The following is a 25,746-nucleotide window of genomic DNA, read 5'->3' on the forward strand; positions in this document are numbered from 1 at the left end:
CCGGCCGCCCCCCCCCCCCGCCCCCCGCCCCGCCGCGGCGGCGGGGGGGGGGGCCCCCCCCCGGGGGGGGCCGGGGGGGGGGGGGGGGGGCCCCCCCCCCCCCCCCCCACGCCGCCTGCCTCAGGCGGCGGCCGCCGCGTAGACCCGGACGCCGTCGATGTAGGTGAGATCGACAGTGCACTCGCCGATCTCCTCGGCCGGTGCGCCGAACGGGTCGCGGTCGAGCACCACGAGATCGGCGCGGTAGCCGGGCCGCAGGTGCCCGGCGTCGTCGAGATGGTTCACGTGCGCCGAGCCTGCGGTGTACGCGGCCAGCGCCGTACCGAGGGCGAGCCGCTGACCGGGCAGGAACGGCGGCAGGTCGCCGCCGACGTGCGCCCGGTTGACCGCGACGTGGATGCCGAGCAGCGGGTCGGGGCTGCTGACCGGCCAGTCGCTGCCGGCCGCCAGGCTCGCGCCGGCCCGCTCGAGGTCGCCGAACGGGTACTGCCACCCGGCCGGGCCGGGCTCGAGGAACGGAAGGGTCAGCTCGTCCATCTGCGGCTCGTGCGCGGCCCAGAGCGGCTGGATGTTCGCGGTCGCGCGCAGGGCCCGGAAGCGCGGCACGTCGTCGGGGTGCACGACCTGCAGGTGCGCGAGGTGCGGCCGGGTGTCGCGGAACCCGTTGGCGGCGCGGGCGGCCGCGACGGCGTCGAGCGCGTCGCGCACGGCCCGGTCGCCGAGCGCGTGGAAGTGCGCCTGGAAGCCCAGCGCGTCCAGCGCGGTGACGTACTCCGGCAGCGCCGCCGGGTCGATGAAGGAGAGCCCGCGGTTCGTCGTCGGGTGGCCGTGCGCGTCCCGGTAGGGCACGGTCATCGCGGCGGTGAAGTTCTCCGCGACGCCGTCGAGCATGAACTTGACCGTCCCGCTGCGCAGCCGGCCGACGGTGAACCGCTCCCGCTTCTCCTCCAGCTCCGGTATCTGCTCGGCGCCGCGGTCCCGGTCCCACCACAGCGCCCCGGCGACCGCGGAGATCAGCGACCCCTCGCCCGCCGCGGCGAAGTAGGCGTCGGAGATGTCGGGGTAGCCGTTGGAGGCGCACAGCATCGCGTCCTGCCAGGCGGTGATGCCCAGCGAGTGCAGCAGCCGCTGGGCGCGCAGCAGCCCGGCGAGCCGGTCCGCCCGCGTCACCTCCGGGATCAGGCCGGCGACCAGGGACATCGCGCCCTCCTGCAGCCCGCCGCTCGGCGCACCGCCCGGCTCGCGGTCGATCCGCCCGTCCGCCGGGTCCGGGGTGTCCGCGTCGATGCCGGCCAGCTCCAGCGCGCGGCTGTTGACCCAGGCGCCGTGGTGGTCGCGGTTGGTCAGGAAGACCGGCCGGTCCGCGACGACCCGGTCCAGCAGGGCCCGCGACGGCGTGCCGCCGGGGAAGCTCTCCATCGACCAGCCGCTGCCGGAGATCCAGGGCACGTCGGGGTTCGCCGTCGCGTACGCGGCGATCCGGTCGAGGTACTCCTGCACGCCGGTGGTGCCGGTGAGGTCGCACTGACCCAGCTCGATGCCGCCCGCCACCGCGTGGCAGTGCGCGTCCTGGAAGCCGGGCAGCAGCAGCCGCCCGCGCAGGTCGACGACCTCGGTCTCGGGGCCGGCGAGCTCGGACAGCTCGTCGCCGCCGACGGCCAGGATGCGCCCCTCGCGCACGGCGAGCGCGGTGGCGCGCCCGGTGGTCTCGCCGGTCAGTACGGGGCCGCCGGTGAACAGCAGGTCAGCGATGGCGTTCGGCATGGCCGACAGCGTAGACCCGGCAGGCCGGCCGCGGGGTCCTAAATGGACCGCAGGTCGAGCGAGTGCCAGACGACGCTCTCGAGGTTCCCGGTCGTCCACCAGAGCACGCCGTCGCGGTACGACACCGAGCCGGCGTCCGGGCTGATCTCGACGGTCTGCCGGGTGGCCAGCTCGTAGACGACCAGCTGGTTGTTGCCGGTGAGCTCCGAGTTCGGGCCGAGCTGGGCGAGGACCTCGAAACGGTCGAGCGGCGCGACGTCGGTGATCACGGTCGACGCCGAGTCGCCCGCGATGCGCGCGCGGCCGCTGCCGTCGGGGTGCATCAGCTCGATCCGGTTGGTGCCGTCCTCGGCCAGGGCCGCCACCCGGCACCAGGCCGGGCCGCAGGCCGTCGTCGCCCGCCGGCCGGCCCGCGCGACCGCGATCTCGCGCCCGGTGGTCAGGTCGCGCAGCCGGGTCGCGCCGGCCGCCTGGTTGACGCCGTCGACCAGCCACGGGAACGCCGACAGCTTCCACGTGCCCGCCTGCGGCCGGCTCTGCACCGGCCCGCCGGTCAGGGCGACCGAGCGGACCTCGGTGGTGTCCGCGGCCCCGGCGGCGGCCCAGTAGACCCGGCCGCCGTCGACGACCAGGTCGTATTGCGACTGGTAGAACGTGGCGCGGCCGATGTCACCGCAGAGCAGCCGGGCGGGGCCGCTCCGCCGCAGGCCGGCCGCCCACAGCGCCGGCTGGGCGCCGGCCCGGCCCTCGACCCAGACGAGGTCGTCGCCGGCGACGGCGAAGGTCTGGAACGAGGGGTGACCCTGGCGGGGCAGGCGCCGCAGCTCGCGTACGGTGTCGTCGGCGCCGCGCAGGACGAGCCGCAGGAACCGGCCGTCCGGTGTCTCGGCGGTGCCGACCGAGGTGCGGGCGTCGAGGAAGATCCCGGGCCGGTACTCGGTGCCGTCGGCCAGCGTCGGCTGGACGGTGCCGCGCTGGGCCTGCGGCCACGCGGCGGCCGCGGACACCAGGGCCGCCGGCGGCGTGCCCGACCCCGCGGCCGGCACGGCCAGCAGGAGGCCGCCCGCGGCCAGCGCCGCGAGAAGCCCCAGCGAGGGCCGGCGCGAGGTGCTCATCGCGCGATGATAGCCATGGTCGCCCGGCGGTACGATGTGCCGATGACCACCCCGGAGCGCCGTTCGACGTTCATGCAGCGCCTGAGCCGCCGGTTCGGCTTCCTCGGCGGGGTGGCCGGTGCCGTCTCGCACGCCGAGATGGGCCCCTACCGCGGCGCGCCGCGCGACCCCGAGCTGCGGGTCGGCGACGAGAAGTCCTACTCGACGCTGCTGCCCACCTCGCGCCAGGAGACCGTCGCCGCCGCTGCCGTCGACGACGAGCAGTGGCTGCGCTCGCCGATGCCGGCGATCGCCAAGGCGCGTGAGCGGGCCCGCCGGACCGTGATCTGAGGCCCGCGCCGCCCGGCGCTCAGCCGACGGCGGTGAGGTGGGCGACGACCATGTCGCCGAGCATCGTGCGGTAGTGCTCGCGCCGGCCCGGGTCGAGCAGGTCGCGGCCGAAGATCGTGCCGAACGTGTACTGGTTGGCGACCCGGAAGAAGCAGAACGCGCTGATCGTCATGTGCACGTCCACGGCGTCCACGTCGGTGCGGAAGACGCCCTGCTCCTGGCCGCGGCGCAACAGGTCGGTCAGCAGCCGTACGGCCGGGGTGTTGAGGTCGATCAGGTCGGGCAGCCGCGCGATGTGCTCGCCGCGGTGGATGTTCTCGATGCTGACCAGGCGGATGAAGTCCGGGTTCGCCTCGTGGTGGTCGAAGGTCACCTCGGCCAGTCGCCGGATCGCCGCGGCCGGCTCCAGGTGGTCGACGTTGACCTCCTGCTCCGCGGCCCGGATCCGGGCGTACGCCTGCTCGAGGGCCTCGACGTAGAGCTGCCGCTTGCCGCCGAAGTAGTAGTAGATCATCCGCTTGGTGGTGCGGGTGCGGTCCGCGATCTCGTCCACCCGGGCGCCGTCGTAGCCGCGATCGGCGAACTCCGCGGTGGCGACGGCCAGGATCTCCGCGCGGGTGCGTTCGGCGTCGCGGCGGCGTTCCGGGTTGTCGGACGGTGCGCGTGTCGCTTCCATCTGGCTCCTTCGCGGTGCGTTTCGAGCGCTCGGCAAGGTTCGCACACGGCCCTTGACATCGATCGGTCGAGGGCCGATAACTAACGTACCGGTTCGTACATTAGTGGTGGAGGTCACGCGGTGGACGGTGCGGACGGCCACTTCATCGTCGGGCTGATCGGCGCCGGCATCGGCACCTCGCTGAGCCCGTCGCTGCACGAGCGGGAGGCCGACGACCAGGGGCTGCGCTACATCTACCAGCTGATCGACATCGCCGCGCTGGGCCTGGCGGCCGGCGACGTCGGCGAGCTGGTGCGCACCGCCCGGCAGCTCGGCTTCCGCGGCCTGAACGTCACCCACCCGTGCAAGCAGGAGGTCCTCGGGCACCTCGACGAGCTCTCGCCCGAGGCGGCGGAGCTCGGCGCGGTCAACACCGTCGTCTTCGCCGGCGGCCGCTCGATCGGGCACAACACCGACCGGCACGGGTTCGCCGAGAGCTTCCGGCGCGGGCTGCCGGGCGCGGCGACCGGCCGGGTGGTCCTGATCGGCGCGGGCGGCGCGGGCGCCGCCGTCGCTCACGCGATGGCCGGGCTCGGCGCCGGCCACCTCACCGTCATCGACGCCGACCCGGACCGCGCGCGCCGGCTGGCCGGGTCGCTGCGCGCGGCCGGCACCCCCGCCGACGGCGCCGGCGTCGAGCGGGTCGCCGAGCGGCTGGCCGGCGCCGACGGCCTGATCAACGCGACCCCGGTCGGCATGGAGGACCACCTCGGCCTGCCCGTGCCGGCCGAGCTGCTCCGAGCACGGTGCTGGGTCGCCGACGTCATCTACCGGCCGCTGGAGACCGGCCTGCTGCGCGCGGCGCGGGCGGCCGGCTGCCGCACGCTCGACGGCGGCGGCATGGTCGTCCATCAGGCCGCCGAGGCGTTCCGGCTGTTCACCGGCCGGGCGCCGGAGGTCGGCCGGATGCTGCGGCACTTCGCGGAGCTGACCGCGCCCCCGGCGCTGACCGACGGGGGCGCCCGTGCCTAGGCATCGCTCAGCCCGCGCCCGGCCCGAGGTGGGCGGGCAGGATCGACGGCGGGATGGGTCCCTTGATCCGGCGGCCCTGCTGGGTCTCCTCCCAGGCGTGCGCGAGGATGCCGACGCTGCGGCTGAGCACGAACAGGCCCCGGGCCAGCGGCGCCGGGAAGCCGAGCTCGGCGTAGATGACCGCGGTGGCGCCGTCGATGTTCATCGGCACGTGCCGGCCGGCCCGCGCGTTGAGCACCTCCTCGATCGCGCGGGCGGCGGCGAGGTGCCGGCCGGCGACGACGCCGTCGCGTACCGCGTCGTCCACGAGCGCCAGCAGCGGCGCCCGGCGCGGATCGACCGGGTGGAAGCGGTGGCCGAAGCCGGGCAGATACGGCGAGCGGGCCCGCCACCGGGCGACGGTCGCGGCGGCGTCGCCGGTGTCGCAGACTTCGTCGAGCAGCTCGACGCACTGCTCGCCCGCGCCGCCGTGCACGTCGCCCAGCACGTTGACCCCGGTGGCGACGGCGCTGTTCAGCCCGATCCCGCAGGTGGCAGCCATCCGGGCGATCGCGATCGAGGGGGCCTGCGGCCCGTGGTCGACCCCGGCGACCAGGGCGGCCTCCAGCAGGGCGGACTCGCGGGGTGCCGGAGCGTCGCCGCGCAGCATCAGCCAGATCATGTCGGTCAGCCCGGTCGTGCCGATGAGCTCCTGCACCGGGCGGCCGCGCAGCTCGATGACGCCGGGCTCGATCCGGCTGACCGCCGTCGCCCACCAGCCGGCGACCTCGTCGCGGGTGGCGTCGGCGCTCATCGCGGCGCTCCGGCCGCCGCGCCCCACCGGGCCAGCAGGCCGGGCAGCTCGGCGTTGTGCTCACCCAGCGCGGGCGGCGGCGCGGGCGGGCCGAACTGCTCCCCGTCGAACTGCACGCCGTTGCCGGTCACCCGCAGGGCGCCGGTGGCGGCGGCGCCGTCGGGGAAGGGCAGCTCGCTGATGAATCCGCGGCCGGCTTCCCGCGCGGACTCGATCGCCTGCGGCACGGTGAGAATCCGGGCGGCGGGCACGCCCGCCGCGGCGAGGATCCGTTCCCAGTCGGCGGCCGGGCGGGCGGCCAGCGCGGCGTTGATCTCGCGGTTCAGCGCGTCGCGATGCTCCTTGCGCGACTCGCGGCCGGCGAACCGCGGGTCGGCGCACAGGGCCGGCCGCCCGATCAGGGTACACAGCGTCTCGAACTGCTCCTGGCGGTTCGCGGCGATGTTGAGCGGACCGTCGGCGGCGTCGAAGGTTCCCGACGGCGCGGCGGTGGCGTTTTGATCACCGGTCGGCTCCGGCGCGATGCCGCTCACCAGATAGTTGGAGACCGCCCAGCCCATCGCGGAGACGGACGCCTCCAGCATGGACACGTCGAGGAAGCGGCCACGCCCGTCGCGCGCCCGCCCGGCGAGCGCGGCGCAGATGGCCAGCGCCGCGGTCAGGCCGCCGACGGTGTCGCAGATCGGGAAGCCGACGCGCAGCGGTGCCGACTCGGGTGTGCCGGTGATGCTCATCATCCCGGACAGCCCCTGGATGATCTGGTCGTAGGCGGGCGCCTGGCTCATCGGGCCCCGCTGGCCGAAGCCGGTGATCGCGCAGTAGATCAGCCCCGGGTTCAGCTCCCGCAGCCGGTCGGCGTCGTAGCCGAGCCGGCCGAGCACGCCGGCGCGGAAGTTCTCCAGCAGCACGTCGGCGCCGCGGACCAGCCCGGCGAAGGCCTCCCGGCCGGCGTCGTCCTTGAGGTCCAGCTCGATCGACTTCTTCCCGGCGTTCTGCGCCAGGAAGGAGGCGCCCAGCCCGGCGGCGTTCAGTGCCGGGTCGGGGCCGAGGCGCCGGGCCAGGTCGCCCTGGCCGGGCAGCTCCACCTTGACGACCTCCGCGCCGAGCAGCATCAGGTGATAGCTGCAGTACGGCCCGGCGAGCACATTGGTCAGGTCGAGCACCCGGACACCGGACAGTGGTCGCTCGTGCATGGGCATGGTTCCTTCCGCGAGATGCGGCGATCAGAACGACGAGCCGAGCGGGTGGTCGAAGCCGCGCTCGGCCATCCGCTGGGCCACCTCCTTCAGGTCGCGCGCGAAGGTGTCGATCCGTTCGTCGGTGAAGCGCAGGGTCGGCCCGCTCAGGCTCAGCGCCGCCACGACCGTGCCGGAACGGCCGAGGATCGGCACCGCGACCGCGGTCAGGCCCTCCTCGCGCTCGCCGTGGCTGACCGCGTGACCGCGCAGCGCGGCCTCGTCGATCCACTCCTGCAGGCGGCGGACGTGGCCCTCGCCGTACGGGGAGGAGCGCGCGACCCGGGCGAGCTGCCCCGGGCCGGCGTTGCGCAGCAGCACCTTGGCGGACGCGCCGGCCCAGAGCGGCAGCTCGTCGCCGATGTGCACGACGTGCCGCAGCGGCTGCGGGCTCTCCTGCTGCGCGATGCAGACCCGGACGATGTCGCGCGCGACGTAGACGTTGACCGTCTCCCGGTCGCGGGCGGCGAGGTCGCGCATCATCCGCTTGGTCTCGGGCGGCAGCTCCCAGCTGCTGCGCGCCAGGTGCGCCCAGCGCCAGAGCCCGGGCCCGGCCATGTAGCCGGTGCTGGTCGCCCAGAGCAGGCCGATCTGCTCCAGGGTCTGGATGAGACGGATCACCGTCGTCTTGGCGAGTCCGGTGGCCGCGACGGCGTCCCGGATGGTGATCAGCGGCCGTTCCTCGGTGAGCAGCGACAGGATGTCCAGCGCGCGTTGCACGCTGCGGACGCCGTGTGTCTCCGGCCCCGTCTCGCTCGGCCGGGTCTCGGTGGGCTGCACGGTTCCTCACTTCCTGGCGCCCGACGCGGCGCCGACACGATTCACGGGCAGCCCGATTCTGCCGCCCGGCCAACCCGTTCATCGGGCGGTAACTTTTCCGACCCGCCCTATTGCCAGGAAGCAGCGGTCGCCCGTACGTTACACCTAGTCCGCACAGTGGTCCAATAGACCGCCTGATGGTCCATCCAAAAGATCGCCCGGAGGAGGTGAAAGCCGATGCTCGACACGCTACTCAAGACGGCGGTGCCCGATGCCCCTGCCCTGCTCGAAGGCGCTTGGAGCACCGAGGGGGGCACTGCGGAGCGGATCGGTCCGTACACCCGGACGGTCGTCAGCAGGGCGCGGACCGCGAGCATCTCGGAGGTCCATACAGCGGTTCGATACGCCCATGAAATGGCGAAGAGCGTCGGAAGGACCGCACCTGCCACGCGGGCCGGAATCCTGGAGAACGCGGCCCGGCTGGCCGCGGCGCGTCGCGGGGACTTCGCCGCTCTGATCGCCCTCGAGCTGGGCAAGCCGGTGCGGGACGGGCTCGGCGAGCTCGACCGGGTGGCCGACACGTTCGCCGTCTGCGCCGCCGAGGCCCGCCGGATCGGCGGCGACATGCTCCCGGTCGCCGGCTGGGCGCGCGGCGTCGGCAACACCGCCGTCACCTACCGCGCCCCGGTCGGGGTCGCGCTGGCCATCACCCCGTTCAACGCGCCGGCCAACCTGCTCGCGCACAAGCTGGGCGCCGCGTTCGCCGCCGGCAACACCACGATCGTCAAGGCGCCGCCGCAGGCGCCCGCGGTCACCGCGGCCCTGGTCGCGCTGCTGCTCGAGGCGGGCGCCCCGGTCGAGGCGGTGCAGCTGCTGCACGGCGGGGGAGACGTCGGTGCGGCGCTCTGCGCGGCGCCGGAGATCGGCGTCATCAGCTTCACCGGCAGCGCCGAGACCGGTGCCGCCGTCGCCCGGGCGGCCGGCGCCAAGCGCCTCGTCCTCGAGCTGGGCGGCAACGCCGCCACCATCGTCTGCCAGGACGCGGACATCGCGGCGGCCGCCCGGGTCTGCGCCCGCACCGGATACACCAACTCCGGGCAGAGCTGCATCTCCGTGCAGCGGGTGTACGTGCACCGCGCGCGCTACGACGAGTTCCTCGCGGCGTTCACCGCCGAGGTGGCCGAGCTGCGGGTCGGCGACCCGCTGGACCCGGACACCGACGTCGGCACGATGGTGGACGAGCAGGCCGCCGAGCGCGTCGTCGGCTGGGCCGCCGCTGCCGCCGCCGGCGGCGCGGTCATCACCCACGGCGGCACCCGCGACGGCGCGACGGTCACGCCGACCGTGGTCGCCGGCCCGCGCGCGGACGACGACGTGGTCACCCGGGAGGTCTTCGGCGCGCTGGTCTCGGTGCTGCCGTACGACTCCTTCGACGCCGTGCTCGCGGCCTGCAACACCAGCCGGTACGGCCTGCAGGCCGGCCTGTTCACCCGCGACATCGGCCGGATACTCACCGCCTGGCGCGAGCTCGAGGTCGGCGGCCTGGTCGTCAACGGCTCGTCCAACTTCCGGCTCGACCACGTGCCGTTCGGCGGCGTCAAGGACTCCGGCTTCGGCCGCGAGTCGCCGCGGCACATGGTCGACGAATTCACCGTGGTCAAGACCCTGCTGCTGCGCGGGATGTCCGTCTGGGGAGACACATGAGCGAGGGCACCGCCGCCGACGCGCTGGTACGGCAACTCGAGTCGTACGGCGTCGAGTACGTCTTCGGCACCTGCGGGCACACCAACATCGCCCTGCTGGACGCCATCGGCCGCAGCGGCATCGAGTTCGTCATCGCCCGCCACGAGCAGACCGCCGCGCACGCCGCGGACGGGTACGCCCGCGCCACCGGCCGTCCCGGCGTGCTGTTGACGCACGTCGGCCCCGGCATGCTGAACGCGGTGACCGGCGTGGCGACGGCCGCGCTGGACTCGGTGCCGCTGGTCGCCATCGCGGGCGACATCCCGTCCTACATGCACGGCCGGCACCCGCATCAGGAGATCAACCTGCACGCGGACGCGGACCAGACGGCCGTCTACCGCCCGTTCGTCAAGCGCGCCTGGCACGTGCGGCGGGTCGAGGACCTGCCCCGGTTCACCGAGCGCGCGTTCTGGACCGCCACCTCGGGCAGGCCGGGCGCGGTCCTGCTCAACGTGCCGATGGACCTGTTCTCCCGTCCGCTGCCCGCCGACAGCGCGCAGGCGTACCCGCTCGTCGGCCACGCCACCCGGCCCGCGCTGACGGAGGCCGACGCGGACCGGATCGCCGCGCTGCTGGCCGGCGCCGAGCGCCCGCTCATCTACCTCGGCGGCGGCCTGGGCGGCGACGCGGGCCGGCGGGCGCTGCGGGAGCTGGCCGAGCACCTCGACATCCCGGTCGCGCACTCGCTGATGGCCAAGGGCGCGCTGCCCGACGAGCACCCCCTGGTCCTGGGCATGACGGGCTTCTGGGGACTGGAGGTCACCAACGACTACGCCCGCGAGGCCGACGTGGTGCTGGCCATCGCGACCCGGTTCGCCGAGACCGACGCGAGCTCGTGGAACCCGGCGTACACGTGGAACTTCCCGCCCTCACGCCTGATCCAGATCGACATCGACCCGGCCGAGATCGGCCGCAACTACCCGGTCGAGATCGGCGTGGTGGCCGACGCCGCGCTCGCCGTACCCGCCATCGCCGACGCCGTCCGCCGCAGGCACCCGGACCGGGTCTCCCGGCCCGACCTGCGCGAGCGGATTCACAAGGCCCGCGCGGAGCTGTTCGCGGCAAGTGCGGAGCGCGGCCGCAGTGACGCGTTCCCGCTGCGCCCCGAGCGGATCCTCGCCGACGTGCGCGCCGCGCTGCCGGCCGACGCGGTGCTGGTCACCGACGTCGGCTGGAACAAGAACGGCGTCGCGCAGTGCTACCCGCTGCCCGCACCGGGCCGGTTCATCACGCCCGGCGGCGCGTCCACCATGGGCTTCGGCCCGGCCGCCGCGCTGGGCGTGCAGCTCGCCCAGCCCGACCGGGTCGTGGTCGCGCTCGTCGGCGACGGCGGGATGAGCGCACAGTTGCCGGCCGTGCCGATGGCGGTCGAGCGCGGCCTTCCGGTGATCTTCCTGGTGATGAACAACCGGGCCCACGGCACCATCTCCGACCTGCAGTCGACCTACTTCGGCCGCAGCTACGGCTGCGACTTCGTCGACCCGGACGGGCGGCCGTACAGCCCGGACTTCGCCGCGTACGGCCGGGCCTGCGGCGCGGACGGCCACCTCATCGCGGAGCCGGGCGAGCTCGGCGCCGCGCTGCGCACCGCGGTCCAGCGCCGCCGGCCGGCGGTGCTGGACGTACCGATGGTCAATGAGCCGGTGCCGACCCCCGGGCACTGGAACATCAAGGACATCTATCAAGGGGTCTTCGAAAGATAGAGGTGAGACGCACATGTCCCGACTCCGCATCGCCGTCGCCACCCTGGCCCTCGTCTTGGCTGCGGGCTGCAGCGCTCCCGGCGGTGACCAGGACTCCTCCGGAGACGATTCCGGACCTATCAAGATCGCCGTTGTCGACGCGCAGAGCGGCCAGCTGAGCTCGCTCGGCGCCTGGGAGCTCAAGGGCGCCCGGCTCGCCGTCGACGAATGGAACAAGGCCGGCGGCATCAACGGCCGCCAGATCGAGCTGGGCGTCTTCGACGATCAGGCCGACCCCACCGTCGGCACCAACCTGGCCCGGAAGATCGCCAGCGAGAACTACATCGCGATGATCGGCACGGCGGAGAGCGCGGTCACCATCGCGATGGCGCCCATCCTCAAGCAGGAGGGCATCCCGAACATCACCTCCGGCCAGTCGCCCGGCCTGGTCGCCGTCAAGAGCGAGTTCCTGTTCCTGAACGGCCCGACCAGCACCACGTACGACGAGACGCTCGCCAAGCACATCGTCGACACCCAGGGGATCAAGAGCATCGCCCTGATCACCAACAACGGCTCGTACGGCAAGGGCGAGCACGACGCGTTCACCAAGGCCCTCGCCACCCGCGGCGTCACCCCGGTCGCGGACCAGGTGGTCACCACGGACCAGAAGGACTTCAGCGCCGCGCTGACCACCATCCGGCAGAAGAACCCGAAGGTCATCTTCCTGGGCGCCGAGGAGGTGCAGTCCGGCCTGATCGTCAAGCAGGCCCGCGACCTGGGCATCACCGCACCGTTCGCCGGCGCCGCGCCGCAGGGCACCCCGGTCTTCCTGGACACCGCCGGCGCCGCCAACGCCGAGGGCACGATCGTCAGCTCGCCGTACCTGAGCAACGACATCAACGACGCCTCCCGCAAGTTCGCCGCCGCGTACAAGGCGGCCTACAACGAGGAGGCCGAGATGCACGGTGCGAAGGCGTACGACGGCGCCCAGATCATGCTCACCGCGATGAAGACCAGCAACGTCGCCTCCGGCAAGGAGCTCGCCGACGCCATCCGGGGCACCCAGTACGAGGGCCTGCTCGGCAGCTTCAAGTTCGACCAGACCGGCGTCGGCATCTTCGCCACCTCGATCGGCACCATCACCGGCGGAAAACTGGTCGCCGCCGCAGGCTGACCGGCCACGTCTCCCGGCGGCCGGCTCCCCGGCCGCCGGGCTCGCGTCCCTACAGGAGAGCCATGCAGGTCTTTCTACAGACGTTCATCGGCGGGCTGAGCCTCGGCGCCATCTACGCACTGGTGGCGCTGGGCTTCTCGCTCGTCTACCGCACCATGGGCCTGGTCAACTTCGCGCACGGCAACGTCGTCACCGTCGGCGCGTACCTCGCCTCGACCTTCTACCTGTCGACCCAGCTGCCGTTCGTGCTGGCGATGGCCGTGGCGATCCTGCTGACCGGCGCCATCGGGCTGGTGATCGAGCGGGTGCTGCGCCCGCTGGAGAACAAGGACTTCGACCTGATGCTGATCGGCACCATCGGCTTCGGCATCGTGCTCGAGGCGCTGATCATCATGATCTGGGGCGCGACCGGCCGCGCGGTGCCCTCGCCGGTGCCGGGCGCGCCGCTGGACGTCTTCGGCGTCCGGATCCGCACGTACGACCTGGTGGTGCTCGCGATCGCCGCGACCGCGACGGTCCTGCTGGTCTTCTTCCTGTCCCGCACCAAGCGCGGCGCGGCGATGCAGGCCGTCGCCATGGACCACGAGGCGGCCACCGCGGTCGGCATCCACGTGGGCCGCAGCAACGCGACCGCGTTCATGATCGGCGCCGGGCTGGCCGCGCTGGCCGGCGGCCTGGTCGGGCCGCTGCTCTACGTCAGCCCGGCGATGGGCGGCGCCCTGGGCATCAAGGGCTTCGCCGCCGCGATCCTCGGCGGCTTCGGCAGCATCCCGGGCGCCGTCATCGGCGGGCTCGCCATCGGCGTCCTCGACGGCTTCACCGCCGGGCACTTCCAGGGCTACTCGGAGCTGGTCACCTTCCTGGTCTTCACGGTGATCATCATGATCCGGCCGACCGGTATCTTCGGCGAGCGGACGGTGAACCGGGCATGAGATACCGGATCGCGGCGTTCGCGGCGCTCGCCGTCGCGGCCTGGCTGCTGCCGTACGGGCTGGACTCGTACGCCATCCACGTCGTCAACGTGATCATCCTCTTCGCGCTGCTCGCCGTCGGGCTCGGCCTGGCCATGGGCGTCGGTGGGCAGGTCAACCTCGCGCAGGTGGCGTTCTTCGGCGTCGGCGCGTACGTGACGGCCATCCTCACCACCGAGGCCGGCCTCGGATTCTGGGTGGCGGCGTTGCTGGCCGTCGCGGCGACCGCCGCGATCGGGCTGCTCGTCGGCACGCCCGCCCTGCGGATCCAGTCGCACTACCTGGGCATCGTCACGCTCGGGCTGGCCCTGGCGTTCACCAACTGGGTGACCAACGCGCAGGTGGCCGGCGGCGCGGAGGGCATCTCCAACATCCCGGTGCCGACCCTGCCCGGCGTCGACCTGTCCAACGAGTACCTCTTCTACTACCTGGAGCTGATCGTCCTGGCGGGCGGCCTGCTCTTCGGGGAGTTCGTGGTCCGCACCGGGCTGGGCCGGCGGATGCGGGCGATGCGCGACGACGCCCTGGCCGCCGGCGCGCTCGGCGCCGAGGTGCCGATGCTGCGGATGACCGCGTTCCTGCTCGCCAGCGTCTACGGCGGCGTCGCGGGCGTGCTCTACGCCGGCCTGATCCGCTACGTCGCGCCCGAGTCGTTCGGCATCGCCAACATGTTCCTGCTGCTCGCGATGGTCATCATCGGCGGCCGGCAGAGCCTGATCGGCTGCGTGGTCGGCGCGGTCACGCTCTCGGTCGTCCGCGAGCTGCTGGTCGACCATCCGACCTACGCGCAGGTCGCGTACGGCTCGGTCGTGGTGCTCACCGTGGTCTTCGCGCCGACCGGCCTGGCCGGGCTGCCCCGGCGGATCCGGGCCGCCGTCGGCCGGCGCGGCGCCGTCGCGGGCCGGCTCGGACCGTTCCAGCCGTACGAGCGCGGCGACGCGCCGCCCGCGGACGCACCGGCCGTGTTGCGCGTCGACGACGTGCACATGAGCTTCCGTGGCCTCAAGGCGCTCGACGGCGTCTCGCTGACCGTGCGTCAGGGCGAGATCCGCGGCATCGTCGGCCCCAACGGCTCCGGCAAGACCACGCTGTTCAACGTGATCAGCGGGCTGTACCGGCCGACCGGCGGCCGGGTCGAGTTCGACGGGCGCGACGTGACCGGGCTGGCGCCGTACCGGCTGGCCCGGGCCGGCATCTCCCGCACCTTCCAGAATCTGCGCCTCTTCGGCGACCTCACCGTCCGGGAGAACGTCCTGGTCGCGCTGGACCCCAGCCGCACCGTCGACGGCTGGCGATACCTGCTGCGCCCGCTGAGCGTGCTGCGCGGCGACCGCCGGCTGCGGGCCCGGGCCGACGAGGTGCTCGACCGGTACGGCCTGACCGCCTTCGCCGCGCAGCCGCCGCGCTCGCTGCCGTACGGCACCCAGCGGCGGGTCGAGATCGCCCGGGCCGTCGCCGCCCGGCCGCGGCTGCTGCTGCTCGACGAGCCCGCCGCCGGCCTCAACGGCGACGAGGTGCGCCAGCTCGGCGAGATGGTCCGCTCGATCCGCGACAGCGGCGTCACCGTGGTCGTCATCGAGCACAACATGGGCCTGGTGATGTCGCTCTGCGAGCACATCACGGTCCTGGCCAGCGGCGTCGTCATCGCCGAGGGCAGCCCGGCGGAGGTCGCCGCGGCGCCCGCCGTCATCGAGGCCTACCTCGGCGACTCCATGTCCACCGACGACGTCGAGCTCCCCACGGAGGTGAACCGGTGAGCACCGCCACCACGACCGGCACTGCGGCCCTGACCGTCAGCGGCCTGACCGTGCACTACGGCGGCGTCTGCGCGGTCCGCGACGTCAGCTTCGAGGTGCCGGCCGGGCAGGCGGTCGGCGTCATCGGGGCTAACGGCGCCGGCAAGACGTCGACGCTCAAGGCGATCCTGGGGCTGGTCCCGCGTACCGTCACGGCGCTGCGGCTCGGCGACGTCGACCTGAGCCGGGTCGCGGCCCGCGACATGGTCCGGCACGGCATCGGGTACGTGCCCGAGGGGCGGCACGTCTTTCCCGGGCTGACGGTCGAGAAGAACCTGCTGCTCGGCGCGTACGCCCGGCGCTGGGACGCGGAGGTCCGTGCCGGGCTGGACGAGGTCTACGAGCTGTTCGGGGTCCTCGCCCAGATGCGCGGCCGGCTCGCCGGCGCGCTCTCCGGCGGCCAGCAGCAGATGCTGTCGATCGGCCGGGCGCTGATGTCGCGCCCCCGGCTGCTGCTGCTGGACGAGCCGTCGATGGGGCTGTCCCCGAAGCTGGTCGAGGACATCCTCGCGGTGCTGCAGCGCCTGGGCCGCGAGGGGCTGAGCATGCTGCTGGTGGAGCAGAACGCGAAGCTCACGTTCGAGGCCACCGCCACCTGCCTGGTCGTGGAGAACGGGGAGGTGGCGATGACCGGCACGTCGGAGAAGCTGCGCCACGACCCGCAGGTGCGGCGCATCTACCTCGGTCTCTGAGCTCGATCAGCGGCAGAACGGCGTCCGGCCCATGGCGGACTCGATGCCGCCGAGGAGCAGGGCGCGGAAGTGCGCGGCGCCGGGCACCGCCTCGAACAGCCCGGCGTCGTGGCCCAGCGTGGTCAGCCAGGCCCGGCCGCCGTCGTAGTACTGGCACCAGGCGACGGGGTGGTTCGCGCCGTGCCCGGGGTGCCCGGAACCGCCGGCGACGCCTTCGGCCAGCGTCGACTCGTCCACAGTGGCCAACACGCGTACCCGCGACGGGAACGGCACCAGGTTGTACCACTCGTCCCGGAACTCCCAGCGGCGCGGCAGCGAGGTGTCCCGGCGGTCGGCGGTGCGCACCGTGCCGATCTGCACCGGACCGTGGTCGTAGTAGTTGGCGCCGCCGAGCAGCCCCTCGTACCAGGGCCAGTTGTATTCGGTGCCGAACGCGTTGTGCACGCCGACGAACCCGCCGCCGCCGCGGATGTACTGCCGCAGCGAGGTCTGCGCGGCGTCGTCCAGGGTGTCCCGGGAGGTGCTGAAGAAGACGACCGCGTTGTAGCGGAACAGGTTGCCGGGCGACGCGAGCCGGGTGACGTCCTCGGTCCAGTCCACCCCGAACCCGTTGGCCCGCCCGAGCTCGACCACGCCGTTCTGCACGATGTTGGCCGCGGTCAGCGGCGGGTTCAGCCCTGGCGCGAGGGCTGGACCGAGGTTGGCGTGCCGGGGCCCGGCCGTACGCGTGTAGAGCAGCACCCGGTAGCCGGCGGCCGGGTCGAAGTTGCCCCAGTCGTGGTAGCAGCGGGGATCGGTGCCGCGGCAGACGCCGTAGTCGGGGTCGCCGAGCTCCTGCGCGCCGGCCGGCGGGCGCCCGGCCGCCGGTGCGCGGGCGCTTCCGAGCAGGAACGCGGCGACGAGGGCGAGCAGGACGGCGAGCGGGCGGGCTCTCATCTGGGCTCCGTTCGGGAACGGTCCGCTAGATGGACCATACGGACCACGTTAGCTTTGGCTCACCGTAGTTCCTTCCTGGTTGTTCCGTCCAGCGGTATCGATGTACTACGGCACGGTCAGGCTCGCCAGGATCCGCTGCTGGACGGCGACCCCGTCCACCCAGTCCCGCTCCGGGGTGGTCCAGTCGGCGAGGTAGGAGAGCAGGACCCGCCGGGTGTGCAGGCGCGGCCCCTCGGGCGGCTGCCAGGTGTACTCCCAGTCGGCCCCGCCGCCCCGGAACGTCAGGTTGCCCATGCTGATCCGGGCGTACCCCGGCAGCGACCCGGTGTCGAGCGCGGTCCGCTCGGCCGCCCGCCAGTAGCCCAGCGGATCCGAGGTCGCCGGCGCGCCGGTGTCGACGGTGAACACGCGCCCGCCGCCCGCGTCCCGGAACTCCACCGCGCTCCCGGAGGCGGACCGCCGCCACCCGGCGGGCAGCTCGAGCCGGAACCCGCCGGGATCGCGATGATCGACCCAGCCGTCTGCCGCGGCAGGCCCGGTCACCACGTCGGCGGCCGGCGTCATGGCGCCCGGCCGGTCGTCGCCGGCGGCCGCCACCCCGACACCGGCGGCGCCGAGCAGCAACACCATCACGGTCGCGATCAGCACCTGCGCCCGCCGCATGCCGCGCCACGACCCGGGCCGGCTCGGCGCCGGCACGGCGGTCGGCGGCCGAACCGCGGCGGGCTGGAACCGGACGACCTGCTCCTTTGCCTGCTGCCGCGGCACCCGGGCCACCCCGACCGCCCGGCCCGGCGCCGCCGCGGCGGTCGCCTCCAGCATCGCGTACGCGTCGTCCGAGCTCAGCCGCCGCTCCGGCTCACGGACCAGCAGCCCGCCGATCGCCGCATGCAGCGGCCCCGGGTGCGTCGACGGGTCGGGGTCCTCGGTCAGCGCCGCGGCGAGGGTCGCCGTCAGCGTGGGCCGCACGAACGGCGGCCGGCCCTCGACGGTCGCGTACAGGGTCGCGCCGAGCGACCACAGGTCACCGGACGCGCCGGAGGAGTCCCGGCGAATCCGCTCCGGCGCCACGAAGTTCGGCGAGCCGACCAGCAGGCCGGTGCTCTTCTCCCCGGCCACGACGTCACCGGCGTCCCAGATCGCCGCCAGCCCGAAGTCGGTGAGCACCACCCGCCCGTCGGCGCCGATGAGCACGTTGTGCGGCTTGACGTCGCGGTGCAGCACCCCGGCGGCGTGCGCGGTCCGCAGCGCGGAGAGCACGGAGACCCCGATCCGGGCGGCGTCGCGGTGCTCCATCGGCCCGTCCTCGCGCACGGCCTCGTGCAGCGACCGCCCGGCGACGTACTCCATGACGATCCACGACCGCCCGGGCGTGCTCACCACGTCGTAGATGCGGACCACGTTCGGATGGTCGAGCCGGGCGGCGGCCCGCGCCTCCCGTACGGTCCGGTCCTGCTCACCCGGGCTCGTGATCTCCTTGACGGCGACGTCCCGATCCAGCAGGTCATCGTGCGCGCGCCAGACCCGGCCCATGCCACCCGAGCCGATGAGCGCGATCAGCCGGTACCGCTCGGCGATCTCCACCTGTCATCACCACACCTGTCCGCCACGAACAACGACACAGTTGATTCGCCGCCGACCGCCCGCCGGGTTGGTGGAATCGCCCAACCACGAAATCTCAGCCACCCGCCCCTCCGGCCGATGGACAAACCATGCGCCTCCGCCCGGCCGCCCCCACCACCCCCGAGCCGGCCGCCGGCCCGGTCGATGGCCCGGCTGTGCGCCTTGGCCCGGCCGCCTCCGCCGCCCCTGAGCCGGCTGCCGGTCCGGCCGCTGGCCCGGCTGTGCGTCTTCGCCCGGCCGCTCCCGCCGTCTCTGAGCCGGCTGCCGGCCCAGCCGATGGGCTGGCTATGTGCCTTCGTCCGGCCGCTTCCGCTGTCTCTGTGCCGGCTGCCGGTCTGGTTGTTGGCTCGGCTGCTTCCGCTGCCTCTGTGCCGGCTGCCGGCCCAGCCGATGGGCTGGCTGTGTGCCTTCGTCCGGCTGCGTTCGTGGCTGCTGGTCCACTCGAGGTCCCGGCCGCGCGTCGTCGTCCGGCAGCCTTCGCCACCGCTCAGTCGGCCGTCGGTTCTACCGTGCGCCTTCGCCTGGCTGCCTTTGCTGGTGCTCGGTCGGCGGTTGGCCCGACCGTGCTTCGTCGACTGGCCGCCCTCGCCGCTGCCGTGACTGTCGCGGGTGGACTTGCCGCCGTTCCGGCGACGCCCGCGGCCGCCGCCTCCGCGCCGTGCCTGCCCGGCCCCGGCGGCCCGGCCTGCCAGACCTGGACCGGCCGGGTGATCGCGGTCAACGACGGCGACACCCTCTCGATCGACATCGCCGGCGACGGCACGAGCACCCCCCGCTCGATCCGCCTCATCAACGTGCAGGCGATGGAGCAGACCGTCTACTCGTCGATACCGAGCCGCCGCCGGGGCGAATGCCACAGCCTGGCCGCCACCGCCCGCGTGGAGCAGCTGGTCCGGGCCGGCGGCGGCGTCGTGCGCCTCACCGCCCAGCACGCCTCAAGCAGCAGCAGGTCACGCGCCCTGCGCAGCGTCTCAGTGAAGATCAACGGAGCCTGGCGCGACATCGGCCTCGACCTGCTGGGCCGCGGCCTGGCACTGTGGCAGCCGTTCGCCGCCGAGTGGGCCTGGAACGCCCAGTACCGCGTCGCCGAGGCCCGCGCCGCCCGCGCCGCCGCGGGCCTGTTCGACACCGACTCCTGCGGCACCGGCCCCGCACAGAGCGCCCCGATCGAGGTCGTCGTCAACTACGACGCCCCAGGCCGCGACGACGACAACGTCAACGGCGAATGGGTCAGCGTCACCAACCACCGCGACACACCCTTGGCCATCGGCAACTGGTGGGTCCGCGACTCCGGCCTGCGCTGCTACACATTCCCGCCCGGCACGACCGTGCCCGCACAAGGCACGGTCCAACTCCACGTCGGCAAGGGCAATTCCACACCCACCCGCAAATACTGGGGCCTGACCACCCCGATCTTCGACAACCCCACCTTCGACCAACAGGCACACGGCGACGGCGCATACCTCTTCGACCCACAGGGCGACCTCCGCGCCTGGATGCTGTACCCCTGCGTCCTGAACTGCACCACCCCGGCATAAGCACCTGGGCCGCCCGGCATGAGGCCGGCGATGCCCGAGCCGACCAGCACGCGGTGGCCGACGTCGGGTCCGCCGATCTCCACCGGGCGCTGTCGCACGAGCCATGAACAGGAAGCCCTGCACGCACACCTGGCCAGCCGGTCCCGCTTCCGTGCCGGTCCCGCTTCCGTGCCGGTCCTGCTTCCGTGCCGGTCCTGCTTCCGTGCCGGTCCTGCTTCCGTGCCGGTCCTGCTTCCGTGCCGGTCCTGCTTCCGTGCCGGTCCCGCTTCCGCGTCGAAGCCATGAGCGACAACCCCAATCTCCTCGTCGCCTACATCGCCTTCATAGCGCGAGTGTCACGCACGGTTTTGGCCAACGAGAATGCATCCACCGGGCCGCTGGAAATGTCTATCTGGGTTTACTCAGGCGATGGCTACTCACTTGCCAACGGATCTGGGCGAGGTCCGGTCGCGAAATCACTGAGCGGGTGGGGATCTCTCATCTTCCGTTTTCCTGTACCGATCAATTTCGAAACAGCGTCTTGGTGTCGCCCGAATTTCGAATTGGCTCTCGACCTGATTCGATGATCTTGTCCCAGGTCGGATCGGTGTGGCCGGCGTCGGGCTTGCGGCGAGGTTTCGGCGAGGCGATGGCGCCCCGGCGTCTTGCCCAGGCTTGGTCGCCTGGTCGCGGGCCGAGCTGCAATTGCCGACCCGGCGTCGCCTGTCTGGCAGGCGAGCGAGTCGTGGCCGGTGTAAGTCAGCGAGTCCCACTCGGCGGCCGGTCTCGCCTGGCTGGCCCGTCTTGGTCGGCCCCGCTTGGCTGGTGGCTCGTGTGGGTGGGTGTGGTGGCGCGGGTTTCGCCTGGCTGGTGGTTCTTGTGGGTGGGCGCGGAGGGGCGGGTTTCGCCTGGCTGGTGGTTCTTGTGGGTGGGCGCGGAGGGGCGGGTTTCGGCTGGCCGTTGGTTCTCGTGGGTGGGCGGGGAGCGGCGGAGTTCGCCTGGCTGGTGGTTCGTGTAGGTGGGTGCGTCTGCGTGGTCCTGGCTGGAGGTCCGACCGGGTCGCCAACCTTCCGGGCGGGAGGTCGCGATGCGCGGTGGTTGGTCGAAGCGGTCGGGCTCGGTGTCGGTTGCCGGGCTGGGTTGACGTGGGTGGATCCGGCCGGGCGGGTCGGCTGTGGGCTCACGAGGCTTCGCTCGGCCGGGCCTGCCGTGTGGTGCTCACCGCCTTGGCCGCGCAGCTGGCGCAGACGACGGGCATGGCGTTGTGTAAGGCCCCATGCGCGATGCCGCTCGTGCTCGCGGCGGAACTCGTCACGCTCCGGGGAATAGTTGCGGGATTTGGTGCGGTCACGCATGGCAGCCAACTCGCTGCTGGCGAAGAATTGAAGCTGCCGCTGCCGCATGAATTCATTATCCCGGGCCGGCCGACAGTTGTCTCCTCCGATCGGCTTTTGATCATGCCAACCTATCGAGAATGAGCGCTGGCTATTTCGGCCTTGCCGGCCGCCGGTCTCGTCCGGTAGTCGCAGAGCATTCCCGGCCGCAGCAACGGCTCGGATATGCCTGGACCGAGGCAGGCGAGATCATCGAGCCATTTCATCCCGCGAGACAGTCGGCTCCGACGTGGAGAAGCACGAGGACGGCCTGCACCATCGGAATGGCGCGGGCGTTGCGGCACCCTCCGAGCCGGTTGCCACCACCTCGGCCCTGCCCGCTGCGGCGCGCGACCATCCCAAGATCGTTCTGGTGGTCTGCTGGCTGGTGCGGGGTGAGCCCGCGGTCAGACGACGGAGAAGTCTTCCGGTAGCCGGGCGCGGCCGGTCAGGGCTCGCAGGACCGGGGCGGAGTCTCCGACGGCGGCCGCGATCTGTGCGGCCTGCGTCACGGACTCGGCGAGAGCTTCCGGCGCGACCTCGAACTTCAGGTCGGCGGCCACGGCGATGTCGGTGCCGTGCACGACGAGTTCGAACGTCCGGGTGGGCAGCCAGTCGCGGACCCGCATGGTGCCGGCCGGGGTGATGATCACGTCGTCGTCGCGGACGGCGGCCAGTGCCGTGGTGGCCAGGCCGGTCAGTTCGCTCACCCGGCCGGCGGCCTCGTCGCCGAGCCAGGCGCCGGCCTCGCGAGCGTCCTCGGTGGAGGCCGCGACGGCGGCGGCGCGCAGTTCGGGCGGGGCCGAGCGGGCGAACGCCCAGTATCCCTGCGGCGAGTCGACTGTCACGGCGTCGCCGGTGGTGGCGAGCACGTCCGGCACCTGGCGCAGCGCGGAGCTGACCGTGTGACCGACCAGTTCCCGTAGGGACCAGTCACCCAGCCCGGGGGAGTCCCAACGGTCGGCCGGCAGTCGGGAGACGAGGTCGGCGAAGGAGACGGCGGCTGCGCGGTACGTCCGGCGAAAGTCCATGCCTACAAATCTTGCACAGCCCATCAGCTCATCAGCCTAGGACGCTTTAGCGGTGGTGACGCCCGGCACTCACGCGTAGCTGGTGCCGCGATCCCATGCCGGGCCGCGAGCGCCGAAGTGTGGGCCAGCCCCGAGACCCTTCGCCGGGCGCCGCGCGAGCGCCGAAGTGCGGCTGCAGGCTCGCGATCCGTTGCCGGGCGGAGGGCCGACCGGGCGCCGGGGTGTGGATGTGGGCTCGCGGCCCGTTGCCGGGCCCGGGGGCTGGCCGGGCGCCGGGGTGTGGATGTGGACCCGCGGCCCGTTGGCAGGCCCGGTGGCCGCCCGTGCTCTGGAGTGCAGATGTGGACCCGCGGCCCCTTGCCGGGCGGAGGGCCGGTCGGGTCCCGGGGCGTGGATGTGGACCCGCGATTCGCTGGCGGGCCCGAGGGCTGGCCGTGCTTTGGGGCGTGGGTGTGGGCCCTGCGGCCCCTTGCCGGGCGGAGGGCCGGTCGGGTCCCGGGGCGTGGATCTGGACCCGCGATTCGCTGGCGGGCCGGGGGCCGGTCGGACTCTAGGGGCAGATGTGGAGCCGTGGCCCCTTGCCGGGCGGAGGGTCGGCCGGGTTCCGGGGTGTGGATGTGCGCCCGCGGCTCATTCTCGGGCGGAGGGCCGGTCGGGTTCCGGGGTGTGGACGAGGACCGGTCGGGCTCTGGGGTGCAGATGTGGACCCGCGATCCGTTGGCGACCCGGGGGCCGGCCGAATCCCGGGGTTGTGGCTGTGGGCCCGCGGCCCGTTGTCCGGGCGGAGAGTCGGCCTGGCGTCGAGGTGTGGCTGTGGGCCCGCGGCCCATTCCCGGGCGGAGAGTCGGCCGGGTACCAGGGTGTGGACGAGGATCCGTGGCCCGTTGGCGGGCCGAGGGCTGGCCGGGCGCTGGGGTGTGGATGTGGGCCCGGGATCCGTGGCGGGCCGAGTGCCGGGGTGTGGATACGCGCCCGCGGCCCCTTGCCAGGCGGAGAGTCGGCCTGGCGCCGGCGTGCGGATGCGCGCCCGTGTGCCGTCGGCGGCCGGAGGTCGGGTGGGTACCGGGGTGTGGTTGTAGGCAGTCGCCCGTTGGCGGCCCGGGAGTCGCGGGTCGGGTGTGGGGCCGCGAACTTCTGGCCGGGTTAGGCGGGTAGGCCGAAGACGTGGCTCAGGCCGGTTACCTGGACGGCCTTGCGTACCTGTCGGGACGGGTTGGCCAGGGTGAATGTCACGCCCTGGCTTGCCGCGGAGTTGCGGGCGCTGACCAGCGCGCCGAGGGCGTACGAGTCGATGAAGGTGACTGCGGCGACGTCGACGTTCAGGTAGCGGCAGCCGTCGGTGGCCGCGGCGGCGGCCAGGCTGTCGCGGACGGCGTCGGCGTGGTCGAGGTCGAGTTCGCCGCCGAGTGCGGCGACCACCAGGCCGTCGGCGTCCACGCGTTCGTATGTGACCAGGGCGTCGTTCGGCATCCACCAGACGATAGCCGGACTGCGCGAGATGTCGATTCGTGGGCCACTCGATCGTGTAGGCGGTGAAGGGGAGGGTCTCATGGGCGAAGTTGTTGTCGTGGAGAGTTTGACGCTCGACGGGGTCATGCAGGCGCCCGGCGGCGCCGACGAGGATCGGCGGGGTGGCTTTCCGCATGGCGGGTGGGCGCGCCCGTACGCGGACGATGTCGCGCCCGAGGGGATGGGTGCGGACGGCGCGATGTTGTTCGGGCGGCGTACCTATGAGCAGTTTCATGGGTTCTGGTCGGCGCAGACCGATGGGAATCCGTATACCGAGGTGCTCAACCGCAAGCACAAGTATGTCGCCTCGCGCGGGGCGCTGCCCTGGGTGAACTCGTCGCGGCTCGAGGGGGACGTCGCCGCGGCGGTCGCGGCGCTCAAGCGGGAGGTCGTGGGTGATCTCGTGGTGCTGGGGAGCGGGGAGCTGGTGCGCTCGCTCGACGCGGCCGGGCTCGTCGACGTCTACCGGCTGTCGATTCATCCGCTGGTCCTCGGGACGGGTGCGCGGCTGTTCGCCGACGGCGCGTTCCGGAGGCTGCGGTTGACCGGGTCCGTGACCACCACGACGACCGGGGTGGTGATCGCGGCGTACCGGCCGGCCTGAGGGGGTGCATGCGTCATCGATCGGTCGGGCGGTTGCGCATCGTCCGGGGAAGCTGCACGGTTGTATGCACGTGCAGGCGGGCGACCCGAAGCGGTTGCCGAGGGAGGACGGATGGACCAGGCCATCGGCCCGACGGCGCTGCGGATCAGGCTGGGCGCCCGGTTGCGGCGGCTGCGTCAGGCGCGGGGGATCGGGCGGGACACCGCCGGGTGGGAGATCCGCGGGTCCGGCTCGAAGATCAGCAGGATGGAGCTCGGGCGGGTTCCGCTCAAGGAACGGGACATCGAGGACCTGCTCACCCTGTACGGGGTGGACGACGACGAGCGCGCCGCGCTGATGACGCTGACCCGGCGGGCCAACGCGGCGCCATGGTGGCAGCAGTTCGGCGAGGTGGTGCCGCCGTGGTACCTGTCCTATCTGGGGCTGGAGGAGGCGGCGACGGTGATCCGGGCGTACGAGACGCAGGTGGTGCCCGCGCTGCTGCAGACCGAGGGGTACGCCCGGGCGCTCATCGCCCGGTCCTGCGCCGGTGCCGCGCCGTCCGAGGTCGGGCGGCGGGTCGAGGTGCGCCGCGGCCGCGGGCAGGTGTTCGAGCGGCCGGACCCGCCGCAGTTCTGGGCGGTGCTGGATGAGGCGGTGCTGCGCCGGCCGGTCGGCGGGTGCGAGGTCATGCGGGAGCAGGTCGAGGCGCTGATCGAGGCGGCCGCCCGGCCCAACATCAGGTTGCAGATCGCGCCGTTCCGCGCCGGTACGCCGTCCGGGCCCGGGTTCCCCTTCACCATCCTGCGCTTCTCCGAGCCGGAGCTGCCCGACGTGGTCTACGTCGAGCAGCTGACCGGCGCGATCTATCTCGACAAGCCCGGCGACGTCGACCAGTATGCGCTCGCCATGGAGCGCGCGTGTCTCGAGGCCGAGCCGCCCGGGCGCACCCCGGAGATCCTCGGCGAGGTCCTGGCGGACGCGGTGAGCCGGAGCGGGTGAGCGCATCGGCCGAACGGCCGTCGCGGGCCTGCCGGATCTACCACTTTCCCTCCTTCGTGCATCTGCACGTGCATCTGACCTTGCGTATGCTGTGCGCATACGGTCATGCTTGAGCACGTGCAGCAGTCGCCTGAAAGCTCCCTGTGGGACAAGGCCCGGCCCGGCGGCCGAGGAGTGACTATGGACAGCAACCGCGGCCAGACCCGGCGGGTGAGCCGGTTCGCCGAGTCGGATTACTGCTATGGCACGGGAACGCTGACGATCAAGGTCGAGCGCGTGGACTGGTCCCGTCCGGTGCTGTACGACGGCGAGAACTGGTACGAGGTCGAGGGCGTGGAGATCGCCATGGACGGCCGGGAGCTCGGCCGCCGCCAGGCCCTGGTCCGGGGCCGCCGGCTGAACGGCCCGCCCGGAAGCCGGGCGTAGGACCC

At 73.1% G+C, this 25,746-nt stretch carries 24 protein-coding genes; 14 read left to right on the forward strand and 10 right to left on the reverse strand.

Going from position 1 to position 25,746, the window contains the following annotated elements:
- Positions 1–120: 120 nt before the first annotated feature.
- Positions 121–1,764 (reverse strand): amidohydrolase, encoded by a 1,644-nt coding sequence (locus tag ACIBSW_RS21485; protein WP_354723004.1) that lies wholly within the window; start codon positions 1,762–1,764, stop codon positions 121–123.
- 38 nt (positions 1,765–1,802) lie between these two features.
- Positions 1,803–2,879, reverse strand: coding sequence for a hypothetical protein (locus ACIBSW_RS21490; RefSeq protein ID WP_354723006.1), 1,077 nt, complete (start codon positions 2,877–2,879; stop codon positions 1,803–1,805).
- Between the two features lie 42 nt (positions 2,880–2,921).
- Between ACIBSW_RS21490 and ACIBSW_RS21495 the strand changes: the two genes are divergently transcribed.
- Entirely contained in the window at positions 2,922–3,209 is a 288-nt protein-coding gene (locus ACIBSW_RS21495) for a hypothetical protein (protein ID WP_354723008.1), read from the forward strand.
- A gap of 19 nt (positions 3,210–3,228) precedes the next feature.
- Here ACIBSW_RS21495 and ACIBSW_RS21500 read toward each other — a convergent pair whose 3' ends face one another.
- Positions 3,229–3,885 carry a TetR/AcrR family transcriptional regulator gene (locus tag ACIBSW_RS21500; protein WP_354723010.1) on the reverse strand — a complete coding sequence of 219 codons (657 nt, stop codon included), beginning with the start codon at positions 3,883–3,885 and terminating at the stop codon, positions 3,229–3,231.
- A gap of 120 nt (positions 3,886–4,005) precedes the next feature.
- Between ACIBSW_RS21500 and ACIBSW_RS21505 the strand changes: the two genes are divergently transcribed.
- Positions 4,006–4,896 carry a shikimate dehydrogenase gene (locus ACIBSW_RS21505; RefSeq protein WP_354723012.1) on the forward strand — a complete coding sequence of 297 codons (891 nt, stop codon included), beginning with the start codon at positions 4,006–4,008 and terminating at the stop codon, positions 4,894–4,896.
- A gap of 7 nt (positions 4,897–4,903) precedes the next feature.
- Here the strand turns inward: ACIBSW_RS21505 and ACIBSW_RS21510 are convergent, their stop codons facing one another.
- Genes ACIBSW_RS21510 through ACIBSW_RS21520 form a run of 3 tightly spaced genes read right to left on the reverse strand, consistent with a single transcriptional unit; the run spans position 4,904 to position 7,704 of the window.
- Entirely contained in the window at positions 4,904–5,689 is a 786-nt protein-coding gene (locus tag ACIBSW_RS21510; protein ID WP_354723014.1) for a citryl-CoA lyase, read from the reverse strand.
- Positions 5,686–6,882, reverse strand: coding sequence for a CoA transferase (locus ACIBSW_RS21515; RefSeq protein WP_354723016.1), 1,197 nt, complete (start codon positions 6,880–6,882; stop codon positions 5,686–5,688). The genes ACIBSW_RS21510 and ACIBSW_RS21515 overlap by 4 nt, the downstream gene beginning before the upstream one ends.
- Before the next feature lie 30 nt (positions 6,883–6,912).
- Positions 6,913–7,704 (reverse strand): IclR family transcriptional regulator, encoded by a 792-nt coding sequence (locus tag ACIBSW_RS21520; protein ID WP_354723017.1) that lies wholly within the window; start codon positions 7,702–7,704, stop codon positions 6,913–6,915.
- A 216-nt stretch (positions 7,705–7,920) separates the two neighbouring features.
- Between ACIBSW_RS21520 and ACIBSW_RS21525 the strand changes: the two genes are divergently transcribed.
- From ACIBSW_RS21525 to ACIBSW_RS21550, 6 genes are all read left to right on the forward strand, one after another.
- Entirely contained in the window at positions 7,921–9,387 is a 1,467-nt protein-coding gene (locus ACIBSW_RS21525; RefSeq protein ID WP_354723019.1) for an aldehyde dehydrogenase family protein, read from the forward strand.
- Entirely contained in the window at positions 9,384–11,129 is a 1,746-nt protein-coding gene (locus ACIBSW_RS21530) for a thiamine pyrophosphate-binding protein (protein WP_354723021.1), read from the forward strand. The genes ACIBSW_RS21525 and ACIBSW_RS21530 overlap by 4 nt, the downstream gene beginning before the upstream one ends.
- A gap of 13 nt (positions 11,130–11,142) precedes the next feature.
- Complete coding sequence (locus ACIBSW_RS21535) at positions 11,143–12,282, forward strand: ABC transporter substrate-binding protein (RefSeq protein ID WP_354723023.1); 1,140 nt, start codon at positions 11,143–11,145, stop codon at positions 12,280–12,282.
- 62 nt (positions 12,283–12,344) lie between these two features.
- On the forward strand, positions 12,345–13,214 hold the full coding sequence (locus ACIBSW_RS21540; protein ID WP_354723025.1) for a branched-chain amino acid ABC transporter permease: 870 nt from the start codon (positions 12,345–12,347) through the stop codon (positions 13,212–13,214).
- On the forward strand, positions 13,211–15,010 hold the full coding sequence (locus ACIBSW_RS21545) for a branched-chain amino acid ABC transporter ATP-binding protein/permease (protein ID WP_354723027.1): 1,800 nt from the start codon (positions 13,211–13,213) through the stop codon (positions 15,008–15,010). Before ACIBSW_RS21540 ends, ACIBSW_RS21545 begins: the two co-directional genes overlap by 4 nt.
- On the forward strand, positions 15,007–15,741 hold the full coding sequence (locus ACIBSW_RS21550) for an ABC transporter ATP-binding protein (protein WP_354723029.1): 735 nt from the start codon (positions 15,007–15,009) through the stop codon (positions 15,739–15,741). The genes ACIBSW_RS21545 and ACIBSW_RS21550 overlap by 4 nt, the downstream gene beginning before the upstream one ends.
- 6 nt (positions 15,742–15,747) lie before the next feature.
- Here ACIBSW_RS21550 and ACIBSW_RS21555 read toward each other — a convergent pair whose 3' ends face one another.
- Together ACIBSW_RS21555 and ACIBSW_RS21560 are read right to left on the reverse strand one after the other, a co-directional pair.
- Positions 15,748–16,677: a ThuA domain-containing protein gene (locus ACIBSW_RS21555; RefSeq protein ID WP_354723030.1), complete on the reverse strand. Its 930-nt coding sequence runs from the start codon at positions 16,675–16,677 to the stop codon at positions 15,748–15,750.
- A 105-nt stretch (positions 16,678–16,782) separates the two neighbouring features.
- The gene (locus tag ACIBSW_RS21560) at positions 16,783–18,261 is read right to left on the reverse strand and encodes a serine/threonine-protein kinase (RefSeq protein ID WP_354723032.1); all 1,479 of its coding nucleotides are present in this window, start codon (positions 18,259–18,261) and stop codon (positions 16,783–16,785) included.
- A gap of 602 nt (positions 18,262–18,863) precedes the next feature.
- On the opposite strand from ACIBSW_RS21560, the gene ACIBSW_RS21565 reads away from it, so the two are divergent.
- The 3 genes from ACIBSW_RS21565 (at position 18,864) to ACIBSW_RS21575 (ending at position 21,295) form a co-directional block, all read left to right on the forward strand.
- The gene (locus ACIBSW_RS21565) at positions 18,864–19,838 is read left to right on the forward strand and encodes a lamin tail domain-containing protein (protein WP_354723034.1); all 975 of its coding nucleotides are present in this window, start codon (positions 18,864–18,866) and stop codon (positions 19,836–19,838) included.
- Between the two features lie 281 nt (positions 19,839–20,119).
- A complete protein-coding gene (locus tag ACIBSW_RS21570; protein WP_354723036.1) occupies positions 20,120–20,404 on the forward strand; it encodes a hypothetical protein in 285 nt (94 codons plus the stop codon).
- Positions 20,405–21,028: 624 nt separating this feature from the next.
- Positions 21,029–21,295 carry a hypothetical protein gene (locus ACIBSW_RS21575; protein ID WP_404799417.1) on the forward strand — a complete coding sequence of 89 codons (267 nt, stop codon included), beginning with the start codon at positions 21,029–21,031 and terminating at the stop codon, positions 21,293–21,295.
- A 302-nt stretch (positions 21,296–21,597) separates the two neighbouring features.
- Here ACIBSW_RS21575 and ACIBSW_RS21580 read toward each other — a convergent pair whose 3' ends face one another.
- Positions 21,598–22,221: a maleylpyruvate isomerase N-terminal domain-containing protein gene (locus tag ACIBSW_RS21580; RefSeq protein WP_354723040.1), complete on the reverse strand. Its 624-nt coding sequence runs from the start codon at positions 22,219–22,221 to the stop codon at positions 21,598–21,600.
- A gap of 1,143 nt (positions 22,222–23,364) precedes the next feature.
- Positions 23,365–23,691: an STAS domain-containing protein gene (locus ACIBSW_RS21585; RefSeq protein ID WP_354723042.1), complete on the reverse strand. Its 327-nt coding sequence runs from the start codon at positions 23,689–23,691 to the stop codon at positions 23,365–23,367.
- A gap of 79 nt (positions 23,692–23,770) precedes the next feature.
- Between ACIBSW_RS21585 and ACIBSW_RS21590 the strand changes: the two genes are divergently transcribed.
- The 3 genes from ACIBSW_RS21590 (at position 23,771) to ACIBSW_RS21600 (ending at position 25,741) form a co-directional block, all read left to right on the forward strand.
- Positions 23,771–24,334 (forward strand): dihydrofolate reductase family protein, encoded by a 564-nt coding sequence (locus ACIBSW_RS21590; RefSeq protein ID WP_354723044.1) that lies wholly within the window; start codon positions 23,771–23,773, stop codon positions 24,332–24,334.
- Positions 24,335–24,445: 111 nt separating this feature from the next.
- Positions 24,446–25,315 carry a helix-turn-helix transcriptional regulator gene (locus ACIBSW_RS21595; RefSeq protein WP_354723046.1) on the forward strand — a complete coding sequence of 290 codons (870 nt, stop codon included), beginning with the start codon at positions 24,446–24,448 and terminating at the stop codon, positions 25,313–25,315.
- Positions 25,316–25,495: 180 nt separating this feature from the next.
- On the forward strand, positions 25,496–25,741 hold the full coding sequence (locus tag ACIBSW_RS21600) for a hypothetical protein (RefSeq protein ID WP_354723048.1): 246 nt from the start codon (positions 25,496–25,498) through the stop codon (positions 25,739–25,741).
- Positions 25,742–25,746 lie beyond the last annotated feature (5 nt).

This window comes from Actinoplanes sp. NPDC049668, from assembly GCF_044465445.1.
In the GTDB taxonomy this organism is placed as follows: Bacteria; Actinomycetota; Actinomycetes; order Mycobacteriales; family Micromonosporaceae; genus Actinoplanes.

What these genes read in the sequence shown, in the direction of transcription:
- ACIBSW_RS21485 (WP_354723004.1), bottom strand. Translation starts at nt 1,764, where the DNA reads ATGCCGAACGCCATCGCTGACCTGCTGTTCACCGGCGGCCCCGTACTG.
- ACIBSW_RS21490 (WP_354723006.1), bottom strand. Translation starts at nt 2,879, where the DNA reads ATGAGCACCTCGCGCCGGCCCTCGCTGGGGCTTCTCGCGGCGCTGGCC.
- ACIBSW_RS21495 (WP_354723008.1), top strand. Translation starts at nt 2,922, where the DNA reads ATGACCACCCCGGAGCGCCGTTCGACGTTCATGCAGCGCCTGAGCCGC.
- ACIBSW_RS21500 (WP_354723010.1), bottom strand. Translation starts at nt 3,885, where the DNA reads ATGGAAGCGACACGCGCACCGTCCGACAACCCGGAACGCCGCCGCGAC.
- ACIBSW_RS21510 (WP_354723014.1), bottom strand. Translation starts at nt 5,689, where the DNA reads ATGAGCGCCGACGCCACCCGCGACGAGGTCGCCGGCTGGTGGGCGACG.
- ACIBSW_RS21515 (WP_354723016.1), bottom strand. Translation starts at nt 6,882, where the DNA reads ATGCACGAGCGACCACTGTCCGGTGTCCGGGTGCTCGACCTGACCAAT.
- ACIBSW_RS21525 (WP_354723019.1), top strand. Translation starts at nt 7,921, where the DNA reads ATGCTCGACACGCTACTCAAGACGGCGGTGCCCGATGCCCCTGCCCTG.
- ACIBSW_RS21530 (WP_354723021.1), top strand. Translation starts at nt 9,384, where the DNA reads ATGAGCGAGGGCACCGCCGCCGACGCGCTGGTACGGCAACTCGAGTCG.
- ACIBSW_RS21535 (WP_354723023.1), top strand. Translation starts at nt 11,143, where the DNA reads ATGTCCCGACTCCGCATCGCCGTCGCCACCCTGGCCCTCGTCTTGGCT.
- ACIBSW_RS21540 (WP_354723025.1), top strand. Translation starts at nt 12,345, where the DNA reads ATGCAGGTCTTTCTACAGACGTTCATCGGCGGGCTGAGCCTCGGCGCC.
- ACIBSW_RS21545 (WP_354723027.1), top strand. Translation starts at nt 13,211, where the DNA reads ATGAGATACCGGATCGCGGCGTTCGCGGCGCTCGCCGTCGCGGCCTGG.
- ACIBSW_RS21555 (WP_354723030.1), bottom strand. Translation starts at nt 16,677, where the DNA reads ATGAGAGCCCGCCCGCTCGCCGTCCTGCTCGCCCTCGTCGCCGCGTTC.
- ACIBSW_RS21570 (WP_354723036.1), top strand. Translation starts at nt 20,120, where the DNA reads ATGAGCGACAACCCCAATCTCCTCGTCGCCTACATCGCCTTCATAGCG.
- ACIBSW_RS21580 (WP_354723040.1), bottom strand. Translation starts at nt 22,221, where the DNA reads ATGGACTTTCGCCGGACGTACCGCGCAGCCGCCGTCTCCTTCGCCGAC.
- ACIBSW_RS21585 (WP_354723042.1), bottom strand. Translation starts at nt 23,691, where the DNA reads ATGCCGAACGACGCCCTGGTCACATACGAACGCGTGGACGCCGACGGC.
- ACIBSW_RS21590 (WP_354723044.1), top strand. Translation starts at nt 23,771, where the DNA reads ATGGGCGAAGTTGTTGTCGTGGAGAGTTTGACGCTCGACGGGGTCATG.
- ACIBSW_RS21595 (WP_354723046.1), top strand. Translation starts at nt 24,446, where the DNA reads ATGGACCAGGCCATCGGCCCGACGGCGCTGCGGATCAGGCTGGGCGCC.
- ACIBSW_RS21600 (WP_354723048.1), top strand. Translation starts at nt 25,496, where the DNA reads ATGGACAGCAACCGCGGCCAGACCCGGCGGGTGAGCCGGTTCGCCGAG.